Source organism: Streptomyces sp. NPDC029674 (genome assembly GCF_044903205.1).
Taxonomy (GTDB): Bacteria; Actinomycetota; Actinomycetes; order Streptomycetales; family Streptomycetaceae; genus Streptomyces.
In genome coordinates, this window is the sequence record NZ_JBJDPY010000011.1 from 1 (window position 1) to 22,070 (window position 22,070).

The following is a 22,070-nucleotide window of genomic DNA, read 5'->3' on the forward strand; positions in this document are numbered from 1 at the left end:
GGGGGGCGCCACCGCCCCCCATCCCCCCCCCCGGTTCCACCCCGCGCCCCGCCCGGTGGGGTTTATGGGGGGGGGGGGGGGGAAAACCCCGGTGGGGGGGGTTTGGGGGGCGCGGCGCCCCTGCGGCCCCCCGCTCCACAATGTCGTGCGGGGGTCGCCGGGCGACCGGGCCGTCAGGCGAAGACGGCCAGGCTCTTGGCCTTGCCCCTCGACTCCTCCGCGAGGACCAGGAAGCGGCCCTCCTGGTCGAAGACGGCGACGGCGCCGACACCCGCGTACTCCTCGGGCATGTCGATCCGGACGCCGTTGAGCAGCAGCCGGCCGCGCTTCTCGTCCACGTCCCAGCGCGGGAAGGCCCGTCCCGCGGCCTCGGCCACGGGCATCACGGTCAGCTCCTCCTGGAGCTGGTCGAGGGTCTTGGCCGCGTCCAGCTTGTAGGGGCCGACGCGGGTGCGGCGCAGCGCGGTCAGGTGGCCGCCGACGCCGAGGTCGGCGCCGAGGTCACGGGCGATCGCCCTGATGTACGTCCCCGAGGAGCAGACGACGGAGACGACCAGGTCGAGGACGGGCGTGCCGTCCTCGGCGACGGCGTCGCGGACGTCGTACACCGTGAACGCGGAGATCGTCACGGGCCTGGCCGGGATCTCGAAGTCCTCGCCCTTGCGGGCACGGGCGTACGACCGCTTGCCGTCGATCTTGATGGCGCTGACCTTCGACGGCACCTGCATGATGTCGCCGGACAGCTTGGCGATGCCGGCGTCGATGGCCTCGCGGGTGATCTTCGAGGCGTCGGCGGACGAGGTGATCTCGCCCTCGGCGTCATCGGTGATCGTGTTCTGCCCGAGGCGGATGGTGCCCAGATACTCCTTCTCGGTCAGCGCCAGGTGACCGAGGAGCTTGGTGGCGCGCTCGACGCCGAGCACGAGGACACCCGTCGCCATCGGGTCGAGGGTGCCCGCGTGCCCGACGCGGCGGGTCTTGGCGATCCCGCGCATCTTGGCCACCACGTCGTGCGAAGTGAAGCCGGACGGCTTGTCGACGATGACAAGGCCGTCCGGCGTTGTGGTGCTGCTCTTGCTCATGCGCGGGCGTCGCCGTCCGTCTCGTCTGCGGTGCCGTCCGTGTCCTCGTCGGACTCGGGCTTGCGGTACGGGTCGGCCCCGCCGGCGAACTCGGCGCCGGCCGAGACCTCGCGCACCTTCTCGTCGGACATGCGTGCCTTGTCGAGGAGGTCCTCTATGGCCCGCGCGTTGTCCGGCAGGGCGTCCGCGACGAAGGCCAGGGTCGGCGTGAACTTCACGCCGGCGGCCTGTCCGACCGCCGACCGGAGCACGCCCTTGGCGCTCTCCAGGCCCGCCGCCGCGGCGGCACGGTCCTCGTCGTCGCCGTAGACCGTGTAGAAGACCGTGGCCTCCCGCAGGTCACCGGTCACCCGGGTGTCCGTGATCGTCACGTGCGTTCCGAGCCGCGGGTCCTTGATCCCGCGCTGCAGCTTCTGAGCAACCACCTCTCGGATGAGGTCCGCCAGCCTTTTCGCCCGCGCGTTGTCGGCCACTGCTCCGTCTCCCTTTTCCCCGGGTGTGATCCCTGGGGCTTGTCTTGCCTTGTTCAGTCATCATCCCCGTGCAGCCGCCGCCGGACCGACAGCAGCTCCACTTCGGGCCGGGCGGCGACGAGGCGCTCGCACCGGTCCAGTACGTCCGTGAGGTGGCCCCAGTCGCCGGACACCACCGCGAGGCCGACCTCGGCCCTCCGGTGCAGGTTCTGGCCACCCACTTCCGCCGCGCTCACTCCGTACTTCCGCTGGAGTTCGGCGACGATCGGACGGACGACGGAGCGTTTCTCCTTCAGCGAATGTACGTCGCCGAGGAGCAGATCGAAGGACAGAGTCCCCACATACATGTGTTGTCCGGATGTCCCGCCGGTACGGGTTCGGCGCCCCGCCAACCGCTTGGCAGGGACACAAGAACCGTACACGGAACGGCCGGGGCCGATCGACGGGATTTACCTCCCCTCGACCGGCCCCGGTTCGAGCTGTCGTGATCAGCCGCGCGGCTTCTCGCGCATCTCGTACGTCGCGATGACGTCGTCGATCTTGATGTCGTTGAAGTTTCCGAGGTTGATACCGCCCTCAAAGCCTTCGCGGATCTCGGTGACGTCGTCCTTGAAGCGGCGCAGACCCTCGATGTTGAGGCTCTCCGCGATGACCTTGCCATCGCGCAGCAGGCGGGCCTTGGTGTTGCGCTTGACCTCGCCGGACCGGATGAGGACACCCGCGATGTTGCCGAGCTTGGACGAGCGGAAGACCTCGCGGATCTCCGCGGTGCCGAGCTCGACCTCCTCGTACTCCGGCTTGAGCATGCCCTTGAGGGCCGCCTCGATCTCCTCGATGGCCTGGTAGATCACCGAGTAGTAGCGGACGTCGACGCCCTCGCGCTCCGCCATCTGCGCGGCACGGCCTGCCGCGCGGACGTTGAAGCCGATGACGATGGCGTCGGAGCCCATCGCCAGGTCGATGTCCGACTCCGTGACCGCACCCACACCGCGGTGCAGGACGCGGATGTCGACCTCTTCGCCGACGTCGAGCTGGAGCAGCGAGGACTCGAGAGCCTCCACCGAACCGGACGCGTCGCCCTTGATGATGATGTTGAGGTCCTGTACCAGGCCTGCCTTGAGCACCTGGTCGAGGTCCTCGAGGGACACCCGGCGGGTGCGCTTGGCGAACGCGGCGTTGCGCTCACGGGCGGCACGCTTCTCGGCGATCTGACGGGCCGTACGGTCCTCGTCGACGACCAGGAAGTTGTCGCCCGCGCCCGGGACGTTGGTGAGACCGAGCACGAGGACCGGAGTCGACGGGGTCGCCTCCTCCACGTTCTCGCCCTTGTCGTCGAGCATCGCGCGGACTCGGCCGTACGCGTCACCGGCGACCATCGTGTCGCCGACGCGGAGGGTACCGCGCTGGACGAGGACGGTCGCGACGGCGCCGCGGCCCTTGTCGAGGTGGGCCTCGATGGCGATGCCCTGCGCGTCCTGCTCCGGGTTGGCCCGCAGGTCGAGCGAGGCGTCCGCGGTGAGGACCACGGCTTCGAGCAGCTGCTCGATGTTGAGGCCCTGGCGCGCGGAGATGTCGACGAACATCGTGTCGCCGCCGTACTCCTCGGCCACCAGACCGAACTCGGTGAGCTGACCGCGCACCTTGGTCGGGTCGGCACCCTCGACGTCGATCTTGTTGACCGCGACCACGATCGGCACGTCGGCCGCCTTGGCGTGGTTCAGCGCCTCGATCGTCTGCGGCATCACACCGTCGTTGGCCGCGACCACGAGGATCGCGATGTCGGTGGACTTCGCACCACGGGCACGCATGGCGGTGAACGCCTCGTGACCGGGGGTGTCGATGAAGGTGATGGCGCGCTCTTCGCCGTTGACCTCGGTGGCGACCTGGTACGCACCGATGTGCTGCGTAATACCGCCGGCCTCGCCCGCGACGACGTTCGTCTTGCGGATCGCGTCCAGAAGTCGGGTCTTACCGTGGTCGACGTGACCCATGACGGTCACTACCGGCGGACGGGAGACGAGCATCTCCTCGCCGCCCTCGTCCTCGCCGAACTCGATGGAGAACGACTCGAGGAGCTCGCGGTCCTCCTCCTCCGGGCTGACGATCTCCAGGACGAAGTTCATCTCGTCCGCGAGGAGCTTCAGCGTCTCGTCGGAGACCGACTGCGTGGCGGTGACCATCTCGCCGAGGTTCATCATCACGCCGACGAGCGACGCCGGGTTGGCGTTGATCTTCTCGGCGAAGTCGGTGAGCGAGGCACCACGCGACAGGCGGACGGTCTGTCCGTTGCCGCGAGGCAGCATGACGCCGCCGACCGACGGGGCCTGCATGGCCTCGTACTCCTGGCGCCTCTGCCGCTTCGACTTGCGACCGCGACGGGCGGGCCCGCCGGGACGGCCGAACGCACCCTGCGTGCCACCACGTGCACCGGGACCACCGGGACGGCCACCGAAGCCGGGACGGCCGCCGAAGCCGCCGCCGCCACCGGGACGACCGGCACCGCCGCCGCCCGGACCGCCGGGACGACCGGCGAAACCGCCGCCGCCACCACCGGGACCGGCCGGACGACCGGCGAAGCCGCCGCCGGGACGACCGCCGCCGCCACCCGGACGACCGCCGCCGCCGGGACCACGGCCACCGCCGGGGCCACCACCGGGACGCGGGCCCGCGGCGGGACGCTGCGGCATCATGCCCGGGTTCGGACGGTTACCGGCGGGACCGCCGCCGGGACGCGGCGCCTGCGGGCGGGGCATGCCGCCCGGGGTCGGACGGGCGCCGCCCTGACCCTGCGGACGGGGAGCGCCACCGGGGCCGCCCTGGCCGCCCTGCGGACGCGGAGCGCCGCCGGGACCACCCTGGCCGCCGGGACGCGGAGCGCCACCCGGACGGGGCGCCTGCGGGCGCGCCATGCCGGTGGAGCCACCGGAGGTGAAGGGGTTGTTGCCCGGACGCGGACCCGCGGGACGGGCACCGCCGGGACGCGGGGCGCCACCCTGGCCGCCGGGACGCGGGGCGCCCTGACGGTCACCGCGGTCGCCACGGTCATTGCGGTCGCCACGGCCCTGACCCTGACCCTGGCCCTGGCCCTGACCGGGGGCCGGACGGCCACCGGGCTTCGGGGCACCCGGGCGGGCGGCCGGACGGGGGTTCTGCGAGGCCGCGGGGGCGGCCGGAGCAGCCGGTGCGGCCGGCGGAGCGGTGAACTCCGGGGCGGACGGCGCCGGGGAGGCCGGGGCCGGCTTGGGGGCCGGCGGCTTCGGGCCGGGCGTCGGGCGCGGGCCCGGGGTCGCCGGCGAAGCAGCGGGCTTCTCGGCCGCGGCGGGCTTGGGCGCCGGCGGCTTGGGCGCGGCCGGACCCGGACGGGCGGCCTGCGCGGGAGAGGGGGTCGCCTGGCCCGAGGGGGCCGGCGGCTTGGGGGCGGCCTGCTTGCGCGGCGCGCCGGGCTTGGCGGCGGACTTGCCGTTGCCGCCGCCCTGCTGGAATGCGTCAGTCAGTTTGCGTACTACGGGCGCCTCGATCGTCGAGGACGCCGAACGTACGAATTCACCGAGTTCTGTGAGCTTGGCCATGACGACCTTGCTCTCTACTCCGAACTCCTTGGCGAGTTCGTATACCCGGACCTTAGCCACTTCGCTCCTTTTAGGTCCGGGTTACGCCGGACCGTCGCTACTTCATGGGCGTACTCATCGCGTGCTCATCGAGTGCTCATCGCAATCTCGACCTACTTCCAACTCGCGGAATACCAAGGCCGCACGGGGTTCCGTGCGACCACGTCTTACGGTGTTGCCTGCTGGGCAACCGGCTCGACAGCCCGGCGCAAGGCCTCCGTGTCGAGCGGTCCCTGGGCGCGAAAGGCCCTCGGGAGCGCCCGGCGGCGGACCGCCAGGTCCAGACAGACCAGGGCGGGGTGTACATACGCACCCCGGCCGGGCAGCGTACCGCGAGGATCGGGGACGCAGGCGCCCTCTTTCGCCACGATGCGCAGCAGATCGCTCTTGGCCGCTCGCTCCCGGCACCCCACACAGGTGCGCTCAGGGCATGCGCGGGCATGCGTCCGGCCAGACACGCTTAAGTCTACCTCCCCGCACCGACCTCACCCCTTCGGGGCAAGAATCGAACGGCTACTCGCCACATACTGTCGTGATCGAAGCGGTGGCCGCCCGGAATTTATTCCCGCGACGGCCTCCGCCGCTGGTCCGCTACCGGTCGTCCCGGTCGTCGGACTGCTCCGTGTCCGGCCTGATGTCGATGCGCCAGCCCGTGAGCCGCGCGGCCAGGCGGGCGTTCTGCCCCTCCTTGCCGATCGCAAGGGACAGTTGGTAGTCCGGCACGGTCACCCGGGCCGAGCGGGCGCCGAGGTCGACGACCTCGACCTTGCTGACGCGGGCCGGGGAGAGCGCGTGGGCGACCATCTCGGCCGGGTCGTCGGACCAGTCGACGATGTCGATCTTCTCGCCGTTGAGCTCGCCCATCACGTTGCGCACACGGCTGCCCATCGGGCCGATGCAGGCGCCCTTGGCGTTGAGGCCCGAGCGCGTCGAGCGGACCGCGATCTTGGTGCGGTGGCCGGCCTCGCGGGCGATGGCGGTGATCTCGACGGAACCGTCGGCGATCTCCGGGACCTCGAGCGCGAAGAGCTTCTTCACCAGGTTCGGGTGGGTGCGCGACAGCGTCACGGACGGGCCGCGGACGCCCTTGGCGACCCGGACGACGTACGAACGAAGGCGCATCCCGTGCGGGTACTCCTCGCCCGGCACCTGCTCCTGCACCGGCAGGATGGCTTCCAGCTTGCCGATGTCGACGAGCACGTTCTTCGGGTCGCGGCCCTGCTGGACCACGCCGGTGACGATGTCGCCCTCACGCCCGGCGTACTCACCGAGCGTCACGTCGTCCTGGGCGTCGCGCAGGCGCTGCAGGATGACCTGCTTCGCGGTGGTCGCGGCGATGCGGCCGAAGTCCGACGGGGTGTCGTCGAACTCCTTGGCCTCCTGGCCCTCTTCGAGGTCCGCCGGGTCCTCCGTCGCCCACACCGTCACGTGGCCGCTCTCGCGGTCCAGCTTCACCCGCGCGCGGCGGAAGCTGCCCTCGGTGCGGTGGTAGGCGATGAGGAGGGCCGATTCGATCGCCTCGACGAGGAGGTCGAAGGAGATCTCCTTCTCCCGGACCAGACCCCGCAGGGCACTCATGTCGATGTCCACGGCTACGCCTCCTCTTCCTTCTTGTCCTTGCGGTTGAACTCGACCTGCACACGCGCCTTGTCGATCTCGTCGAAGGCGAGGCGGCGCGAGGTGGCCTTGCGGCCCTTCACGCCGGGCACTTCGAGGTCGAGGCCCTCGTCGTCCACGGTGAGGATGCGGGCGGTCAGCTCGCCGCCCTCGGTCAGCTGGAACTTCACCAGGCGGTCCACGGCGCGCACGTAGTGACGGTGCTCGGTCAGGGCCCGCTCGGCGCCGGGGGAACCGACCTCCAGGTCGTACTCCCCGTCGCCCATGGCGTCCGTCTCGTCGAGCTTCGCGGAGAGCAGGCGGCTCACTTCCGCGATCTGGTCCAGGTCCACGCCGTCTTCGGAGTCGATGACGACTCTCAGCACCCGCTTGCGTCCGACGGAGGCCACTTCGATCTCTTCGAGATCCAGGTCCTGCGAGGTGACGAGCGGTTCCAGTAGTTGCCGCAGCCTCTCGCTCTGGGTGGTGCTCATCCGGGTGACTCCTCGGCCGCGTGTGCTGTTGTGGGTGCGTTGCAAGTCTGCGTGTCAGGTCAAAGGGTATCCGGTCCCGAGGGGTGTTGCGGCCCACGGACGGGACGATGCGCCGCTCCGTCCCGAGCCGCTCGCGGGCGCCGGGCCGGTCCGAAGGTACGGTGATCACCGGGCCCACGCCCACCGATCTTCATTTCTTCACTTCTGCGCCGAGGACGTCTGCCGTGCCGTCGTATCGCACCGCCCAGCGGTCCCGCCCGGGCCCGCGCCGAAGGAGTCTGCTCACCGGAGCCGCCGGCGTCGCGTCGGCGGCGCTCCTCGCGGGCTGCTCGGACTCCGGGGACTCCGACGCCGACGAGCGCACGTCCGCCGCCCGGCGGCTGCGTGCCGCCGCCGCGAAGGACAGCAGGGAACTCCTCGGGCGGTACGACGCCGTGCTCGCGGCGCATCCCTCGCTCGCGGGGCGGCTCACGCCGCTGCGGGCCGAGGTGAAGCAGCACGCCGACGCCTTCGCGGCCGGCCGCGCCACGGCTTCCCCCTCCCCCGCATCCGGGGCGGCTTCCCGCTCCCCCTCCGCGCGGCCCTCGCCCTCCGTGGCGCCGAAGCCCGAGGACGCCGTACGCGCGCTCGCCAAGGCCGAGCGCGAGCTGGCCGACCGCCGGGGCGAGGCCCTGCTCGACGCCCCCGCCGAGGAGGGCAGGCTGCTCGCCTCGGTGGCGGCCGCGGGCGCGGCCCACGCATACCTGCTGACGGAGCCGGAGGGCGACAAGTGAAGGACGAGGAGCTGAAGGCCCTGCAGGCCGCTCTCGGCGCCGAGCACGCGGCGGTGTACGGCTACGGCGTCGTCGGCGGCCGCATCGGCGACGAGCGCAGGGACGAGGCGCGCACGGCGTACGACGCGCACCGCGCCCGGCGCGACGAGCTGCAGCGCGCGGTGCGCGACCTGGGCGGCGAGCCGCAGTCCGCGGACGCCGCGTACTCGCTGCCGTTCCCGGTGCCGGACTCCGCGGCGGCCGCCCGGCTCGCCACGGAGCTGGAGGACCGGGTCGCGGGCGTCTACTCCGATCTCGTACGCGCCTCGACGGGCACCCGGCGGGGCACCGCGGCCCGGGCGCTGCGGGAGGCGGCCGTCCGTGCGGCGCGGTGGCGGGCCGGGAGCGTAGCCTTCCCTGGGCTCGCCGAGCGGTCGACACCGTCGTCCGCACCGGCCACTCCCAAGGCGTAACGCGTTCAGGAAGGAACAACTCGCGCATGGCTTTCGAACCGCCGCGGCGCCTCGTCACAGCACTGGGCGAGACGGCGCAGGACGGCGACGACTGGCTGGAGAAGCTGCCCGGGGCAGTGGAACAGGCCGTCGCTCTACGCGAGTTGACCGTCGAGCGGACGCACCTTCCCGGTGGCCGCAGCAGCCTCGTGCTGCTGGTGCGGCGGGCCGACGGCACGCCCGCCGTGCTGAAGCTGGTGCCGCCCCGGTCGCGGCCGGAGAGCGAGCGGGCCGCGCTCGCCCACTGGGGCGGACTCGGCGCCGCCCGGCTGCTCGACCCCGAGTGCTCGGACGGGGCGCTGCTCCTGGAGCGGCTGCACCGCGACGTGTCCGTGCGCTCGCTGCCCGAGGCGAAGGCGCTCCTCGAAGCGGCGGGGACGCTGCGGCGGCTGTGGGTGGAGCCGCCCGCCGGGCACCGCTTCGAGACGGTCGCCGAGCGGACGGGGCGGCAGGCCGAGGCGATGCGCGCCTCCGCGACCGCCGACACGGACGTGGCGCCGCTGGTCGACGCGGCGCTCGCGGCCCGCGACGAGCTGCTGGCCGGGGAGTCCGGGGGCGTCGCGCCGCGGCTGCTGCACGGCACGTTCCGGCAGAGCAAGGTGCTCGCCGGGGACCGGCTGCCGTGGCTGGCCGTGGGGCCCGACCCGGTGGTCGGTGAGCCCGCCTTCGACCTGGCGCGGCTGGTCCGTGACCGGGTGGAGGACCTGATCGCGTCGCCGTCGGGCGCCTCGATCACGCGGCGGCGCGTGAAGAAGCTCGCCGAGTCCCTGGAGGTCGAGCAGGAGCGGCTGCGGGGCTGGACGCTGTTCCGGGCGGTGGAGTCCGGGGTCCGGGCGCTGCGGGTGGGGCGGCCGCAGGACGCCGAGCTGCTGCTGGAGTTCGCGGGCTGGCTGTAGCGGTACGCGAGAGGGCGCACCCCGTGCGGGGTACGCCCTCTCGCGTATGTGCGGGTGCCGTCAGGCGGTGAGGCGGGCGATCGCCTCGTCGACCGTGAGCTCCTCGCGCTCGCCCGTGCGGCGGTCCTTCAGCTCCAGGACGCCGTCGGCCGAGCGGCGGCCCGCGACCAGGATCTTCGGCACGCCCATCAGCTCGGAGTCGGTGAACTTCACGCCCGGCGAGACGCCGGGACGGTCGTCGACCAGGACGCGGACACCGGCCGCGGCCAGCCTGTCGGAGACCTCGAGGGCCAGCTCGGTCTGGAGCGCCTTGCCCGCGGCGACGACGTGGACGTCGGCCGGGGCGATCTCCTCCGGCCAGATCAGGCCCTTGTCGTCGGCGTGCTGCTCGGCGAGGGCGGCGACGGCGCGCGAGACGCCAATGCCGTACGAGCCCATGGTCACGCGGACCGGCTTGCCGTTCTGGCCGAGGACGTCGAGCTGGAAGGCGTCGGCGTACTTGCGGCCGAGCTGGAAGATGTGGCCGATCTCGATGGCGCGGTCCAGCTTGAGGCCGGTGCCGCAGTTCGGGCACGGGTCGCCCTCCTGGACGACCACGACGTCGACGTACGCGTCGGCCTCGAAGTCGCGGCCCGCGACGACGTTCTTGGCGTGCACGCCGTCCTTGTTGGCGCCGGTGATCCAGGCGGTGCCGGGGGCGACGCGCGGGTCGGCGAGGTACTGGACCTTCTCCAGGCCCTGCGGGCCGACGTATCCGCGTACGAGATCGTCACGTCCCTCGAAGTCCTCGGCCGTCACCAGCTCGACCGCGGCGGGGGCGAAGTGGGCCTCGACCTTGTCCATGTCGACCTCGCGGTCGCCGGGGACGCCGACGGCGACGATCTCGCCGTCGACCTTCACGAGGAGGTTCTTGAGGGTGGCCGACGCCGGGACGCCGAGGTGCGCGGCGAGCGTCTCGATGGTCGGGGTGTCGGGGGTGGGGACCTCCTCGGCGGCGGGCACGCCGGCGGCGTCGACCGGCTTCAGGGCGAAGGAGACGGCCTCCGTGTTGGCCGCGTAGTCGCAGTTCGGGCAGTCGGCGAAGGTGTCCTCGCCGGCCGCGGCCGGGGCGAGGAACTCCTCGGACTTCGAGCCGCCCATGGCGCCGGCGGTGGCGGCGCAGATGCGGTAGTCGAGGCCGAGGCGCCGGAAGATCTTCTGGTACGCGGCGCGGTGCAGCGCGTACGACTGGGCGAGGCCCTCGTCCTCCAGGTCGAAGGAGTACGAGTCCTTCATCAGGAACTCGCGGCCGCGCAGGATGCCGGCGCGGGGGCGGGCCTCGTCGCGGTACTTCGTCTGGATCTGGTAGAGGATCACGGGCAGGTCCTTGTAGGACGTGCACTGGTCCTTGACCAGGAGGGTGAAGATCTCCTCGTGGGTGGGGCCGAGGAGGTAGTCGCCGCCCCTGCGGTCGTTGAGCCGGAACAGCTCCGCGCCGTACTCGGTCCAGCGGCCCGTCGCCTCGTACGGCTCCTTGGGCAGCAGGGCGGGCAGCGAGACCTCCTGGGCGCCCATGGCGTCCATCTCCTCGCGGACGACGCGCTCCACGTTGGCGAGGACCTTCTTGCCCAGCGGCAGCCAGGACCAGACGCCGGCGGCGGTGCGGCGCACGTATCCGGCGCGGACGAGGAGTTTGTGGCTGAGCACCTCGGCGTCCGCGGGGTCGTCGCGCAGCGTCTTCGCCATCAGTCGGGACATGCGCTGGACCTGGGCCATGGTGAACTCCTGCTGCGTAAGGGTGGTGTGCAGGAGGTTAGCCGGGGGCCGGGGGCGGGCGGAAATCGGTTACGGCTCAGGCCCGTTTCGGCAGGGGCAGCGGGGCGCCCATCACGGCGTACGGCTTGGGGGCGCTGGGGAACAGGACGCGGCGGGCCAGATCGGTGTACCCGAGGGAGCGGTACAGGCCGCGGGCGGGGCTCTCGACGTCGATCGCGGAGAGGATCGAACGCGGCTCCGGGACGCCCTCGGTGATGGTGGTGATGAGCGCGCGCCCGATGCCGCGGTTCTGGTGGCCGGGGTGCACGTGCAGCTCGGTGATGACGAAGGAGTCGTCCAGCCAGTCGTCCCGGTGCTGGCCGCGCAGGTACGGCTCGACGACCGTCGACCACCAGTGGCCGCGGTTGTTCGGCATCCCGTACACGAAGCCGACGAGCCGGTCGTCGGGGGTGGTCGCGCCGAACGCGCGGGCGCGGGGGTACGTGAGGTGCCGCAGCACGATCTGGCGCCGCACGGCGACCTCGTCCTCGCTCAGTCCGAAGGCGTGGGCCTGGACGCGCAGTGCGTCGTCCACGCGCGCGGCGAGGTCGAGCGGCGCGATCACGACATCGTCTGTCATGGGGCGACCCTACTTCGCGAAGGTGCGGTTCAGAACAGGACGCTCATGAACGCCCCGACCTCCCGGAAGCCCACCTTTCGGTACGCCGACCTGGCCGCGGTGTTGAAGTCGTTGACGTAGAGGCTGGCGACGGGGGCGACGTCCGCGAGGGCGTAGCGCAGGACGGCCGCCATGCCGGGGGCGGCGAGGCCGCGGCCGCGGTACTCGGGGGCCACCCAGACGCCCTGGATCTGGCAGGCCTGGGCCGTGGCGGCGCCGATCTCCGCCTTGAAGACGACCTTGCCGTCCCGGTCGAGGCGGGCGAAGGAGCGTCCCGAGCCGACGAGCTCGGCGACGCGGGCCTGGTAGAGGAGTCCGCCGTCGCCCGCCATCGGCGAGACCCCGACCTCCTCGGTGAACATCGCGATGCACGCGGGCATGATCGTCTCCATCTCGTCCTTCCGGACGCGACGGACGTACGGGTCCGGGACGACGTCGTCCGGAAGCCGGTCGGTGACCATCAGGGGCTGCCGGGCGCGGACTTCGCGGGCGGGGCCCCAGGACGGTTCGAGGAGCCGCCACAGCTGGGACGTGGCGGCGGCGGGGCCGACGATCGACGAACAGCGCCGGCCGGCCCTGCGCGCCCGGTCGGCGAAGCCGCGTACGGCTCGCGGGGTCGCGCAGATGGGGACGAGATTGGCACCGGCATAGCAGAGCGACTCCAGCATGCCGTCCTCGTACCAGCCCCACATCTCGCCGCCGAGACGCCAGGGGTCGAGCCCCGCCACCTGCACACGAGCGGTCACGAAGGCGTTCGTGACCGGCTCGCGGTCGAGCACGGCGAGCGCGGCGTCGAGGTCACTCGGTTCGAGGACCCGGGTGGTGGTCTGAGTCAACACGTGCGGGGGCCTCACCATACGGTCTGCTGATCTCCGCACTGTACCTGGCGGGGGCGCCTTGTGCGGGGGGCGGCTTTTGTCCGGCGGACCGGGGGCGGCGAGTGCGCACGCGCGCGAGTGCCCCGGCGCTGCGGAAGCGACGGGGCACGGGAAGGAGGGAGAAGCGCGCGGGCGTCAGCCGGCGACCGAGATCGTCGGCTCGCCGGAGGCCACCCCGTCCTTCTCCATCTGCTCGGCGATCTTCATCGCCTCGTCGATGAGCGTCTCCACGATCTTCGACTCGGGGACGGTCTTGATGACCTCGCCCTTGACGAAGATCTGGCCCTTGCCGTTGCCGGAGGCGACGCCGAGGTCGGCCTCGCGGGCCTCGCCCGGGCCGTTCACGACGCAGCCCATGACGGCGACGCGCAGCGGGACCTCCATGCCCTCCAGGCCCGCGGTGACCTCTTCGGCGAGCTTGTAGACGTCGACCTGGGCGCGGCCGCAGGACGGGCAGGAGACGATCTCCAGGCGGCGCTGGCGGAGGTTGAGGGATTCGAGGATCTGGATGCCGACCTTGATCTCCTCGGCGGGCGGCGCCGAGAGGGAGACGCGGATCGTGTCGCCGATGCCCTCGGAGAGCAGCGCGCCGAAGGCGACCGCCGACTTGATGGTGCCCTGGAAGGCGGGGCCCGCCTCGGTGACGCCGAGGTGGAGGGGGTAGTCGCACTGGGCGGCGAGCTGGCGGTAGGCGTTGACCATGACCACCGGGTCGTTGTGCTTGACCGAGATCTTGATGTCGCGGAAGTCGTGCTCCTCGAAGAGGGACGCCTCCCAGAGGGCCGACTCGACGAGCGCCTCGGGGGTCGCCTTGCCGTACTTCTTCAGCAGCCGCGCGTCCAGCGAGCCCGCGTTGACGCCGATGCGGATCGGCGTGCCCGCGTCCTTGGCGGCCCGCGCGATCTCCTTGACCTTGTCGTCGAACTGCTTGATGTTGCCGGGGTTGACGCGGACCGCCGCGCAGCCGGCGTCGATCGCCGCGAAGACGTACTTCGGCTGGAAGTGGATGTCGGCGATGACCGGGATCTGCGACTTGCGCGCGATCGTGGCGAGCGCGTCCGCGTCGTCCTGCGTGGGGCAGGCGACGCGCACGATCTGGCAGCCGGAGGCCGTCAGTTCGGCGATCTGCTGCAGCGTGGCGCCGATGTCGGAGGTGCGCGTCGTCGTCATGGACTGCACCGAGACCGGGGCGTCGCCGCCCACGGCCACCGTGCCGACCTGGATCTTGCGGCTGACCCTTCGGTCGGCGAGCTTGGTCGGAACGGACGGGATTCCGAGCGATACGGCAGTCATCTGGCGAGCATCCCCAAGAGTGTGGATCACAGGAGTTGGACCTGGGCCTCGAACGCGGCGGGTGCCGGGGTTCGAGATGGGCGGGTTCCGGGTTTCGAGATTACGGCACCCTGCCGGGCCCGGGCACATCCCGTCCGGAAGTCCACTCAATGGTGGGCGGCCCGTCACATAAGGTGCCGGGCCGCCGCAAACTTCTCGTAATCCGGATATTCGTCAGGAGATCCTGACGGGGTTCACCACGTCGGCGATGAGGACCAGGATCGTGAAGCAGATGAAGATTCCCGCCACCACGTAGGCGACCGGCATCAGCTTGGCGACGTCGAACGGGCCCGGGTCGGGGCGGCGCAGCACCTTCGCGGCGTTGCGGCGCAGGGCCTCCCACAGGGCGCCGGCGATGTGCCCGCCGTCGAGCGGGAGCAGCGGCAGCATGTTGAACAGGAACAGGGAGAGGTTGAAGCCCGCGATGAGGAACAGCATCATCGCGATCTGGTTCTCCGGCGGGATGTCCAGGGTGAACACGTCGCCGCCGACGCGGGCCGCGCCGACCACGCCCATCGGGGAGTCCTGTTTGCGCTCGCCGTCACCGAACGCCGCGTTCCACAGGTCGGGGACCTTGGACGGCAGGGCGATGATCGACTCGACGCCGCTCTCCATCATGTCGCCCATGCGGTCGACGGAGTCGCCGAAGGACTGCTGGACGATGCCGGTGGCGGGGGTGAAGCCGAGGAAGCCGGCGTAGACGTACTTGCCTTCCACATAGGCACCGTCGCCGTCGGTCTTGGTGACCTGGTTCTTGATCAGGTTCGCGTGCAGGTCGAGCCGCTTGCCGTCGCGCTCGACCGTGATGGTGGCCGGGCCGATGGTCTCGCGGATCTTCGACTGGAGCGCGGACCATTCGTCGACGCTCTGGCCCTGGAACGCGACGATCTTGTCGCCCGGCTTCAGCCCTGCCGCCTTGGCGGGGGCGGCCTTGTCGCCCTTCTCGCACTTGGCTCGGTTCTCGCTCTGCTGGATGACGCAGTCCGAGACCTTGCCGACCTGGGTCGTCTGGCTGCTGATGCCGAACGTCATCATCACGCCGAGGAAGATCGCCACGGCGAGGATCAGGTTCATGAACGGCCCGGCGAACATGACGATCACGCGCTTCCAGGGCTTGCGCGTGTAGAAGAGGCGGGTCTCGTCGCCGGGCTTGAGCTCCTCGAAGGCCGCCGAGCGGGCGTCCTCGATCATGCCGCGCCAGGGGGACGTCGACCGTGCCTCTATGCGGCCGTCGGCGCCCGGCGGGAACATGCCGATCATGCGGATGTAGCCGCCGAGGGGGATGGCCTTGATGCCGTACTCGGTGTCGCCCTTCTTGCGCGAGAACAGGGTCGGGCCGAAGCCGACCATGTACTGCGGCACGCGGATGCCGAACATCTTGGCGGTCGACAGGTGCCCCAGCTCGTGCCAGGCGATCGAGAAGAGCAGCCCGATCACGAAGACGACTATCCCGAGGATCATCATCAAGGTCGTCATGCACGAGCCTCCGCGGTCGTCTTTGCTGCCAGTTCGCGTGCCCGAGCACGCGCCCAGGTCTCCGCTTCGAGGACGTCGGAGACGGTGAGGGAGGTTCCCCCCGAGGGCGTGCCGTGTTCGTCCACGACCCTCGTCACGGTCTCCATGATGCCGTTGAAGGGCAGCGCGCCCTTCAGGAACGCGTCCACGCATTCCTCGTTGGCGGCATTGAACACCGCCGGGGCCGTGCCCGCGAGCTCCCCGACGTGCCGGGCGAGGCCGACCGACGGGAACGCGTCGTTGTCGAGGGGGAAGAACTCCCAGCTGGACGCCTTGGTCCAGTCGAAGGCGGGCGCCGCGTCCGGCACTCGCTCGGGCCAGCCGATGCCGATGGCGATCGGGCCGCGCATGTCGGGCGGCGTGGCCTGGGCGAGGGTCGAGCCGTCGGTGAACTCCACCATGGAGTGCACGTACGACTGCGGGTGGACGACGACCTCGATGCGGTCGAAGGGGATGTCGTAGAGGAGGTGCGCCTCGATGACCTCCAGGCCCTTGTTGACCAGCGTCGCGGAGTTGACCGTGATGACCGGGCCCATGGCCCAGGTGGGGTGCGCCAGCGCGTCCTCGGGGGTGACGTGCGCGAGGTCGGCCTTGGTACGTCCCCGGAAGGGGCCTCCGGAGGCGGTGACGACGAGTTTGCGTACGTCCGCGCGCGTGCCGGCGGCCAGCGCCTGGAAGAGGGCCGCGTGCTCGGAGTCGACCGGGATGATCTGGCCGGGCTTGGCGATCGCCTTGACCAGGGGGCCGCCGACGATGAGGGATTCCTTGTTGGCGAGCGCGAGGGTGCGGCCCGCTTCGAGGGCGGCGAGGGTCGGGGCGAGACCGATGGAGCCGGTGATGCCGTTGAGGACCGTGTGGCAGTCGGAGGCGGCGAGCTGAGTGGCCGCGTCGGGTCCTGCCAGGATCTCGGGGAGCGGCTCCCCCCCTTCGTACTGCCCCCGGAGGGCTTCGCGCAGCGCCGGTACGGCGTCCTCGCGGGCGACCGCGACGGTCCGCACCCGCAGCTGCCGGGCCTGCTCGGCGAGGAGGCCGACGCGGCCGCCGGCGGCGGAGAGCGCCGTGACGCGGAAGCGGTCGGGGTTGCGCAGGACGAGGTCGATGGCCTGGGTGCCGATCGAGCCCGTGGAGCCGAGGATCACGATGTCCCGCGGTCCTGCCCCGTCCGCGCTGGAGACGGGGTCGAAGACGAGATGCGGGTCGGCGAGGGGGGATGGGCTGTCGCTCATCCCCCTATTGTGGCCGCAACCCGCGTCCCGTCCGACAGTGCGGGCCGGTCGGCGCGGGCGTGGCGTGCGGCGACCCCCCGGTTTCGTACGGCGGACGGGGTGGTTCCCGCCGGTCGGCGCGTGTCCGGGGCGGGATGCGCGACGGATGGCGGATGACCCGGCGCCCGGCGCCGGTGAGGATGGCCGCCATGGATCCCGAACTCGAAGCATTCCTGCCGCTGCTGCCCGACACCGACCTGAAGGACCCGGTCGCCGCCCGGGAGAGCATTGCCAAGTACGCCGCCGCGAGACCCGTGCCGGACACCCCGGGCGTGGCGGTCGAGGACCGCGCGGTGCCCTCGGAACCGGATGTGCCGGTACGGATATACCGGCCGGAGCGGGCCCAGGGGGCCGTCGTCTGGATGCACGGCGGCGGATTCGTCCTCGGCGGCCTCGACAGCGAGCACATGATGGCCGGTCTGCTCGCCGCCGGTTCGGGGGCGGTGGTGATCTCCGTGGGTTACCGGCTCTCCCCCGAGCACCGGTTCCCGGCCGCCCTCGACGACGCGTACGCCGTGCTGGAGTGGACGGCCGGGCACGCGGCGGAGCTCGGCGTCGACCCGGCGCGGATCGCGGTCGGCGGGCACAGCGCCGGCGGCAACCTCGCGGCGGCCGTGGCCCTGCGGGCCCGCGACGAGCAGGGCCCGCAGATCCGCTTCCAACTGCTCAACCAGGCCGGGCTCGACGACCGGCAGGAGACGTGGTCGGCGCGGACCTTCACCGACACGCCGTGGATGGACCGCGACAAGCTCAGCACGTCGTGGCGCCACTACCTGGGCGACCGGCCCGCCACGCCGTACGCCGCCCCGGCGCGGGCCACCGACCTGTCCGGCCTGCCGCCCGCCCACATCGCCACCGCCGAGTTCGACCCGAACCGCGACGAGGACATCGCCTACGCGCAGCGCCTGCTCCAGGCGGGCGTCTCCGTCGAGCTGCACCAGTGGCCCGGCACCTTCCACGGCTCGCAGGCGATCCTCTCCGCCGACGTGTCGCAGCGGCAGGTCGCCGAACTGGGCGCGGTCCTGCGCCGCGCCCTGGCCGGCTGACCCGCCGGGGCCGGGCCGGCCGGCTCACCCCTCCTCGATCACCCCTCCTTGATCACCCGCCGTACGTCCGGGCGCGGCGTCTCGGGGAGCTTCGTGTCCGCGATCCACGGCCCGTCGCCGGACGGGTCGACCACTCCGGACTCGAGCCAGGTGTACGTCCCGGACAGGACGCCCTTGACCACCTTGCGGTCCAGGTCGTCGGTGTTGGTCCAGAGCCGGTCGAAGAGCTCGTCGGCCCGGATGCGGGCCTGGCGGCAGAAGACGTCGGCCAGTTGGTACGCCTCGCGGCCGTGGTCCTCGGTGGTGCGCAGGAGTTCGGCGCGTACGCAGGCCGCGCTCATCGCGAAGAGCTCGGCCCCGATGTCGACGACGCGGCCGAGGAAGCCCTGCTTGGTCTCCATCTTCCCCTGCCAGCGGGACATGGCGTAGAAGGTGGAGCGGGCCAGCTTGCGGGCGGAGCGCTCCACGTAGCGCAGGTGTCCGGAGAGGTCGGCGTGGCCCGTCGGGTGGAACTCGGCGTACGAGCGCGGGAGTTGGCCGGGGCCCGCGACCAGCTTCGGCAGCCAGCGGGCGTAGAAGCCGCCCGCCCGCGCGCCCGCCCTCGCCTTGTCCGACAGCGTCTTGTCGGGGTCGATGAGGTCGCCCGCGACCTTCAGGTGGGCGTCGACGGCCTCGCGGGCGATCAGCAGGTGCATGATCTCGGTGGAGCCCTCGAAGATGCGGTTGATGCGCAGGTCGCGCAGGACCTGTTCGGCGGGGACGGCGCGTTCGCCGCGGGCCGCGAGGGACTCGGCGGTCTCGAAGCCGCGGCCGCCGCGGATCTGGACGAGCTCGTCGGCCATCAGCCAGGCCATCTCGGAGCCGTACAGCTTGGCGAGGGCGGCCTCGATGCGGATGTCGTTGCGGTCCTCGTCGGCCATCTGCGAGGAGAGGTCGAGGACGGCTTCCAGGGCGAAGGTCGTCGCGGCGATGAAGGAGATCTTCGAGCCGACCGCCTCGTGGAACGCGACGGGCTTGCCCCACTGCTCCCGCGCGGCCGACCACTCGCGGGCGATCTTCAGGCACCACTTGCCGGCGCCGACGCACATCGCGGGCAGCGAGAGCCGTCCTGTATTGAGCGTGGTGAGGGCGATCTTCAGCCCCGCGCCCTCCGGCCCGATGCGGTTGGCTGCGGGAACCCGTACCCGGTGGAAGCGGGTCACGCCGTTCTCCAGGCCGCGCAGGCCCATGAACGCGTTGCGGTTCTCGACCGTGATGCCCTCGGAGGCGGCCTCGACGACGAACGCCGTGATGCCGCCCTTGTGGCCCTCGGACTTCGGCACCCGTGCCATGACGACGAGCAGGTCGGCGACGACGCCATTGGTCGTCCACAGCTTCACGCCGTCCAGGACGTAGTCCTCACCGTCCGGGACGGCCGCCATCGCCATGCGCGCCGGGTCGGAGCCGACGTCCGGCTCGGTCAGCAGGAACGCGGTGATGTCGGTGCGGGCGCACCGCGGCAGGAAGGCGTCCTTCTGCTCCTGCGTGCCGAAGATCTTCAGGGGCTGCGGCACGCCGATCGACTGGTGCGCGGAGAGCAGCGCGCCGATCGCGGGGTTCGCGGAGCCGGCCAGGGCGAGCGCCTTGTTGTAGTAGACCTGGGTGAGGCCGAGCCCGCCGTACTTCGTGTCGATCTTCATGCCGAGCGCGCCGAGCTCCTTGAGGCCCTTGATCACCTCGTCGGGGATCTTCGCCTCGCGCTCGATGCGGGCCGAGTCGATCTTCGTCTCGCAGAAGTCGCGGAGCTTGGCCAGAAACTCCTCGCCGCGCTGCGCGTCCTCGTCGGGCGGCATGGGGTGCGGGTGGATCAGATCGAGCCGGAAGCGGCCGAGGAAGAGTTCCTTGGCGAAACTGGGCTTGCGCCAGTCCTGCTCACGGGCGGCCTCGGCGACCTGCCGGGCCTCGCGTTCACTCACTGACGGTTTAGGGGTTGGTGCGGACATGAGGAGCTCACCTCGCCGCGAAGCGGGGCCGCCGGACCGTGGGGCCCGGTCCTGCCCGGTCGGTTACTGACTGGTGCTACTGGATCGTTGGTACCCGATTCACCCCGACCTCACCAGTCCTCGCGCAGCGTTCGGCGCAGACGCTCCCCTACGGTGCCGAGGGGCCCTCGCCCGCGGGGGCCGCCCCGAGCGAACCCCTCACCGCCGGTCGCGCCGGAAGTTCGCATTCGTCACCAGCCAGATAACAGCGAGGATCACGGCTCCGGCCATCCAGAAGAAGAGGATCACGCCGGTGCCGATCAGCGTGCCGATGTCGTTGCCCGCTTCGCACGCCTTGCCAACGCACTTCTCGCCTTCACTGCTCGCGGCGTTGACGCCGGCGACGAGCCACAGGAGCATCAGGAGGTTGAACGCCAGGATGACCCAGGTCAGGGGGCGCCAGTGCGGGCGCCGGCCGCGGGGCGCGCCGGGCGGGTGGCCCGGCGGGGGCGGGACCGGCTTGGACCAGTGGGGGTACGCGCCTTGGTGCGCCATGACGAGCCTCCTAAGAACAAAGGGCTCATATCGGCAACATACGCCCGTACCGGTGAGTTTGACCGGGTGTACGGGAACGGCCGGAGCCCCCGCACAGTGGGCTCCGGCCGTTGTCCTCCGGGGACGTGGTCCTACAGGGCGAGGCCCGTCAGGACCATGACGCGCTCGTACGTGTAGTCGTCCATCGCGAAGCGGACGCCCTCGCGGCCCACGCCGGACTGCTTGACGCCGCCGTACGGCATCTGGTCGGCGCGGTAGGACGGGGCGTCGCCGATGACGACGCCGCCGACCTCCAGGGCGCGGTGGGCGCGGAAGGCGGTCTGCAGGTCGTGCGTGAAGACGCCCGCCTGGAGGCCGTACTTGGAGTCGTTGACGGCGGCGAACGCCTCCTCCTCGCCGTTCACCTTGCGGAGCGTGAGGACCGGGCCGAAGACCTCCTCGCAGGCGATCGTGACGTCGGCCGGCACGTCGGCGAGCACGGTGGGCGCGTACGTGGCGCCGTCGCGCTTGCCGCCGGTGAGCACCTTGGCGCCCGCCTTCGCCGCCTCGTCGACCCAGGACTCCACGCGCTTGGCGGCGTCCTCGTTGACGAGCGGGCCGACCTCGGTGGCCGGGTCGGACGGGTCGCCGGTGACCTGGGCCTCGACGGCCTTGACCACGCGCGGCACCAGGCGGTCGTACACGGACGCGTCCGCGATGACCCGCTGCACGGAAATGCAGGACTGGCCGCCCTGATAGTTGGAGAACGTCGCGATGCGCGAGGCGGCCCAGTCGAGGTCCTCGTCGGAGGCGTAGTCGGCGAGGACGACGGCCGCGCCGTTGCCGCCGAGCTCCAGGGTGCAGTGCTTGCGCGGCACCGAGTCCATGATCGCGTAGCCGACCTTGTCGGAACCGGTGAAGGAGATCACCGGCATCCGCTCGTCCTGGACGAGGGCGGGCATCTTGTCGTTGGCGACCGGCAGCACGGACCAGGAGCCCGCGGGCAGCTCGGTCTCGGCGAGCAGCTCGCCGAGGATCAGGCCGGAGAGCGGGGTGGCCGGGGCCGGCTTGAGGATGATCGGCGCGCCGACGGCGATGGCCGGGGCGATCTTGTGCGCGCAGAGGTTCAGCGGGAAGTTGAACGGCGCGATGCCGAGGACGACGCCCTTGGGGAAGCGGCGGGTCAGCGCGAGGCGGCCCTGGCCGCCGGCGTCGGTGTCCAGGCGCTGGGCCTCGCCGCCGTTGAAGCGGCGGGCCTCCTCGGCGGCGAACCGGAAGACGGAGACCGCGCGGCCGACCTCGCCGCGGGCCCACTTGATCGGCTTGCCGTTCTCGGCGGAGATCAGCTGGGCGATCTCCTCGGTGCGCTCGACGAGCCTGCGGCTCACGTGGTCGAGGGCGGCGGCGCGGACGTGGGCCGGGGTCGCGGCGAACTCGTCGCGCACGGCGTACGCGGCGGCGACGGCCTCCTCGACCTGGGCGTCCGTCGGGACGGCGGCCTTGCCGACGAGCCGTCCGTCCCAGGGCGAGGTGACGTCGAGGGTGGTCTCGCCGGTGGTCTGGCGACCGGCGAGCCAGAAGGCGTGGATGGAAGTCATGTCGATTCCCGGCCCTTCCGCGGTGGTGTGTCTGGGGGTACGTCCCTCACCGTAGGGGCAGGGGGGCGGGCTGACGTTTGTCCGGCGCGGAGTACTGGCCGGGGGGCCTGCACCG

The 22,070-nt window shown here is 71.6% G+C and carries 20 protein-coding genes; 4 read left to right on the forward strand and 16 right to left on the reverse strand.

Annotation, left to right across the window (positions count from 1 at the left end; translation table 11 throughout):
• Nucleotides 1–173 precede the first annotated feature (173 nt).
• The 7 genes from truB to rimP all read right to left on the reverse strand — a co-directional run bounded on the left by truB (nucleotide 174) and on the right by rimP (nucleotide 7,253).
• Complete coding sequence (truB, locus tag ACI2L3_RS25220; RefSeq protein WP_404754672.1) at nucleotides 174–1,082, reverse strand: tRNA pseudouridine(55) synthase TruB; 909 nt, start codon at nucleotides 1,080–1,082, stop codon at nucleotides 174–176.
• A complete protein-coding gene (rbfA, locus tag ACI2L3_RS25225) occupies nucleotides 1,079–1,555 on the reverse strand; it encodes a 30S ribosome-binding factor RbfA (protein WP_362994087.1) in 477 nt (158 codons plus the stop codon). The genes truB and rbfA overlap by 4 nt, the downstream gene beginning before the upstream one ends.
• Before the next feature lie 53 nt (nucleotides 1,556–1,608).
• Entirely contained in the window at nucleotides 1,609–1,902 is a 294-nt protein-coding gene (locus ACI2L3_RS25230; protein WP_404754673.1) for a DUF503 domain-containing protein, read from the reverse strand.
• Nucleotides 1,903–2,043: 141 nt separating this feature from the next.
• Nucleotides 2,044–5,184 (reverse strand): translation initiation factor IF-2, encoded by a 3,141-nt coding sequence (infB, locus tag ACI2L3_RS25235; RefSeq protein ID WP_404754674.1) that lies wholly within the window; start codon nucleotides 5,182–5,184, stop codon nucleotides 2,044–2,046.
• Nucleotides 5,185–5,330: 146 nt separating this feature from the next.
• Entirely contained in the window at nucleotides 5,331–5,621 is a 291-nt protein-coding gene (locus ACI2L3_RS25240; RefSeq protein WP_404754675.1) for a YlxR family protein, read from the reverse strand.
• Between the two features lie 133 nt (nucleotides 5,622–5,754).
• The gene (gene nusA / locus ACI2L3_RS25245) at nucleotides 5,755–6,753 is read right to left on the reverse strand and encodes a transcription termination factor NusA (protein ID WP_404754676.1); all 999 of its coding nucleotides are present in this window, start codon (nucleotides 6,751–6,753) and stop codon (nucleotides 5,755–5,757) included.
• 2 nt (nucleotides 6,754–6,755) lie between these two features.
• Nucleotides 6,756–7,253: a ribosome maturation factor RimP gene (gene rimP / locus ACI2L3_RS25250; protein WP_404754677.1), complete on the reverse strand. Its 498-nt coding sequence runs from the start codon at nucleotides 7,251–7,253 to the stop codon at nucleotides 6,756–6,758.
• 224 nt (nucleotides 7,254–7,477) lie between these two features.
• Between rimP and ACI2L3_RS25255 the strand changes: the two genes are divergently transcribed.
• From ACI2L3_RS25255 to ACI2L3_RS25265, 3 genes are read left to right on the forward strand one after another with little or no spacing between them, the layout of a single operon-like run.
• The gene (locus ACI2L3_RS25255; RefSeq protein ID WP_404754678.1) at nucleotides 7,478–8,026 is read left to right on the forward strand and encodes a hypothetical protein; all 549 of its coding nucleotides are present in this window, start codon (nucleotides 7,478–7,480) and stop codon (nucleotides 8,024–8,026) included.
• Nucleotides 7,993–8,478 (forward strand): ferritin-like domain-containing protein, encoded by a 486-nt coding sequence (locus ACI2L3_RS25260; RefSeq protein ID WP_404754891.1) that lies wholly within the window; start codon nucleotides 7,993–7,995, stop codon nucleotides 8,476–8,478. Before ACI2L3_RS25255 ends, ACI2L3_RS25260 begins: the two co-directional genes overlap by 34 nt.
• 26 nt (nucleotides 8,479–8,504) lie before the next feature.
• Nucleotides 8,505–9,413, forward strand: coding sequence for an aminoglycoside phosphotransferase family protein (locus tag ACI2L3_RS25265; RefSeq protein ID WP_404754679.1), 909 nt, complete (start codon nucleotides 8,505–8,507; stop codon nucleotides 9,411–9,413).
• A gap of 60 nt (nucleotides 9,414–9,473) precedes the next feature.
• Here ACI2L3_RS25265 and ACI2L3_RS25270 read toward each other — a convergent pair whose 3' ends face one another.
• The 6 genes from ACI2L3_RS25270 to dxr all read right to left on the reverse strand — a co-directional run bounded on the left by ACI2L3_RS25270 (nucleotide 9,474) and on the right by dxr (nucleotide 16,777).
• Nucleotides 9,474–11,168, reverse strand: coding sequence for a proline--tRNA ligase (locus ACI2L3_RS25270; RefSeq protein ID WP_404754680.1), 1,695 nt, complete (start codon nucleotides 11,166–11,168; stop codon nucleotides 9,474–9,476).
• A gap of 76 nt (nucleotides 11,169–11,244) precedes the next feature.
• On the reverse strand, nucleotides 11,245–11,787 hold the full coding sequence (locus ACI2L3_RS25275) for a GNAT family N-acetyltransferase (protein ID WP_404754681.1): 543 nt from the start codon (nucleotides 11,785–11,787) through the stop codon (nucleotides 11,245–11,247).
• A 29-nt stretch (nucleotides 11,788–11,816) separates the two neighbouring features.
• Nucleotides 11,817–12,665, reverse strand: a complete 849-nt coding sequence (locus ACI2L3_RS25280; RefSeq protein WP_404754682.1) for a GNAT family N-acetyltransferase — start codon at nucleotides 12,663–12,665, stop codon at nucleotides 11,817–11,819.
• A gap of 174 nt (nucleotides 12,666–12,839) precedes the next feature.
• A complete protein-coding gene (ispG, locus tag ACI2L3_RS25285; RefSeq protein WP_404754683.1) occupies nucleotides 12,840–13,997 on the reverse strand; it encodes a flavodoxin-dependent (E)-4-hydroxy-3-methylbut-2-enyl-diphosphate synthase in 1,158 nt (385 codons plus the stop codon).
• A gap of 213 nt (nucleotides 13,998–14,210) precedes the next feature.
• Nucleotides 14,211–15,512, reverse strand: a complete 1,302-nt coding sequence (locus ACI2L3_RS25290; protein WP_404754684.1) for a M50 family metallopeptidase — start codon at nucleotides 15,510–15,512, stop codon at nucleotides 14,211–14,213.
• The gene (gene dxr / locus ACI2L3_RS25295) at nucleotides 15,509–16,777 is read right to left on the reverse strand and encodes a 1-deoxy-D-xylulose-5-phosphate reductoisomerase (RefSeq protein WP_404754685.1); all 1,269 of its coding nucleotides are present in this window, start codon (nucleotides 16,775–16,777) and stop codon (nucleotides 15,509–15,511) included. Before dxr ends, ACI2L3_RS25290 begins: the two co-directional genes overlap by 4 nt.
• A gap of 188 nt (nucleotides 16,778–16,965) precedes the next feature.
• On the opposite strand from dxr, the gene ACI2L3_RS25300 reads away from it, so the two are divergent.
• Nucleotides 16,966–17,862: an alpha/beta hydrolase gene (locus ACI2L3_RS25300; RefSeq protein ID WP_404754686.1), complete on the forward strand. Its 897-nt coding sequence runs from the start codon at nucleotides 16,966–16,968 to the stop codon at nucleotides 17,860–17,862.
• Nucleotides 17,863–17,900: 38 nt separating this feature from the next.
• Here the strand turns inward: ACI2L3_RS25300 and ACI2L3_RS25305 are convergent, their stop codons facing one another.
• The 3 genes from ACI2L3_RS25305 to ACI2L3_RS25315 all read right to left on the reverse strand — a co-directional run bounded on the left by ACI2L3_RS25305 (nucleotide 17,901) and on the right by ACI2L3_RS25315 (nucleotide 21,955).
• Nucleotides 17,901–19,844, reverse strand: a complete 1,944-nt coding sequence (locus tag ACI2L3_RS25305; protein WP_404754687.1) for an acyl-CoA dehydrogenase family protein — start codon at nucleotides 19,842–19,844, stop codon at nucleotides 17,901–17,903.
• A 198-nt stretch (nucleotides 19,845–20,042) separates the two neighbouring features.
• On the reverse strand, nucleotides 20,043–20,378 hold the full coding sequence (locus tag ACI2L3_RS25310; protein ID WP_404754688.1) for a hypothetical protein: 336 nt from the start codon (nucleotides 20,376–20,378) through the stop codon (nucleotides 20,043–20,045).
• A 131-nt stretch (nucleotides 20,379–20,509) separates the two neighbouring features.
• Nucleotides 20,510–21,955 (reverse strand): aldehyde dehydrogenase family protein, encoded by a 1,446-nt coding sequence (locus ACI2L3_RS25315; protein ID WP_404754689.1) that lies wholly within the window; start codon nucleotides 21,953–21,955, stop codon nucleotides 20,510–20,512.
• Nucleotides 21,956–22,070 lie beyond the last annotated feature (115 nt).

What these genes read in the sequence shown, in the direction of transcription:
- ACI2L3_RS25315 (WP_404754689.1), bottom strand. Translation starts at nt 21,955, where the DNA reads ATGACTTCCATCCACGCCTTCTGGCTCGCCGGTCGCCAGACCACCGGC.
- ACI2L3_RS25290 (WP_404754684.1), bottom strand. Translation starts at nt 15,512, where the DNA reads ATGACGACCTTGATGATGATCCTCGGGATAGTCGTCTTCGTGATCGGG.
- truB (WP_404754672.1), bottom strand. Translation starts at nt 1,082, where the DNA reads ATGAGCAAGAGCAGCACCACAACGCCGGACGGCCTTGTCATCGTCGAC.
- ACI2L3_RS25265 (WP_404754679.1), top strand. Translation starts at nt 8,505, where the DNA reads ATGGCTTTCGAACCGCCGCGGCGCCTCGTCACAGCACTGGGCGAGACG.
- ACI2L3_RS25305 (WP_404754687.1), bottom strand. Translation starts at nt 19,844, where the DNA reads ATGTCCGCACCAACCCCTAAACCGTCAGTGAGTGAACGCGAGGCCCGG.
- rimP (WP_404754677.1), bottom strand. Translation starts at nt 7,253, where the DNA reads ATGAGCACCACCCAGAGCGAGAGGCTGCGGCAACTACTGGAACCGCTC.
- ACI2L3_RS25275 (WP_404754681.1), bottom strand. Translation starts at nt 11,787, where the DNA reads ATGACAGACGATGTCGTGATCGCGCCGCTCGACCTCGCCGCGCGCGTG.
- dxr (WP_404754685.1), bottom strand. Translation starts at nt 16,777, where the DNA reads ATGAGCGACAGCCCATCCCCCCTCGCCGACCCGCATCTCGTCTTCGAC.
- ispG (WP_404754683.1), bottom strand. Translation starts at nt 13,997, where the DNA reads ATGACTGCCGTATCGCTCGGAATCCCGTCCGTTCCGACCAAGCTCGCC.
- ACI2L3_RS25270 (WP_404754680.1), bottom strand. Translation starts at nt 11,168, where the DNA reads ATGGCCCAGGTCCAGCGCATGTCCCGACTGATGGCGAAGACGCTGCGC.
- ACI2L3_RS25230 (WP_404754673.1), bottom strand. Translation starts at nt 1,902, where the DNA reads ATGTATGTGGGGACTCTGTCCTTCGATCTGCTCCTCGGCGACGTACAT.
- ACI2L3_RS25310 (WP_404754688.1), bottom strand. Translation starts at nt 20,378, where the DNA reads ATGGCGCACCAAGGCGCGTACCCCCACTGGTCCAAGCCGGTCCCGCCC.
- ACI2L3_RS25300 (WP_404754686.1), top strand. Translation starts at nt 16,966, where the DNA reads ATGGATCCCGAACTCGAAGCATTCCTGCCGCTGCTGCCCGACACCGAC.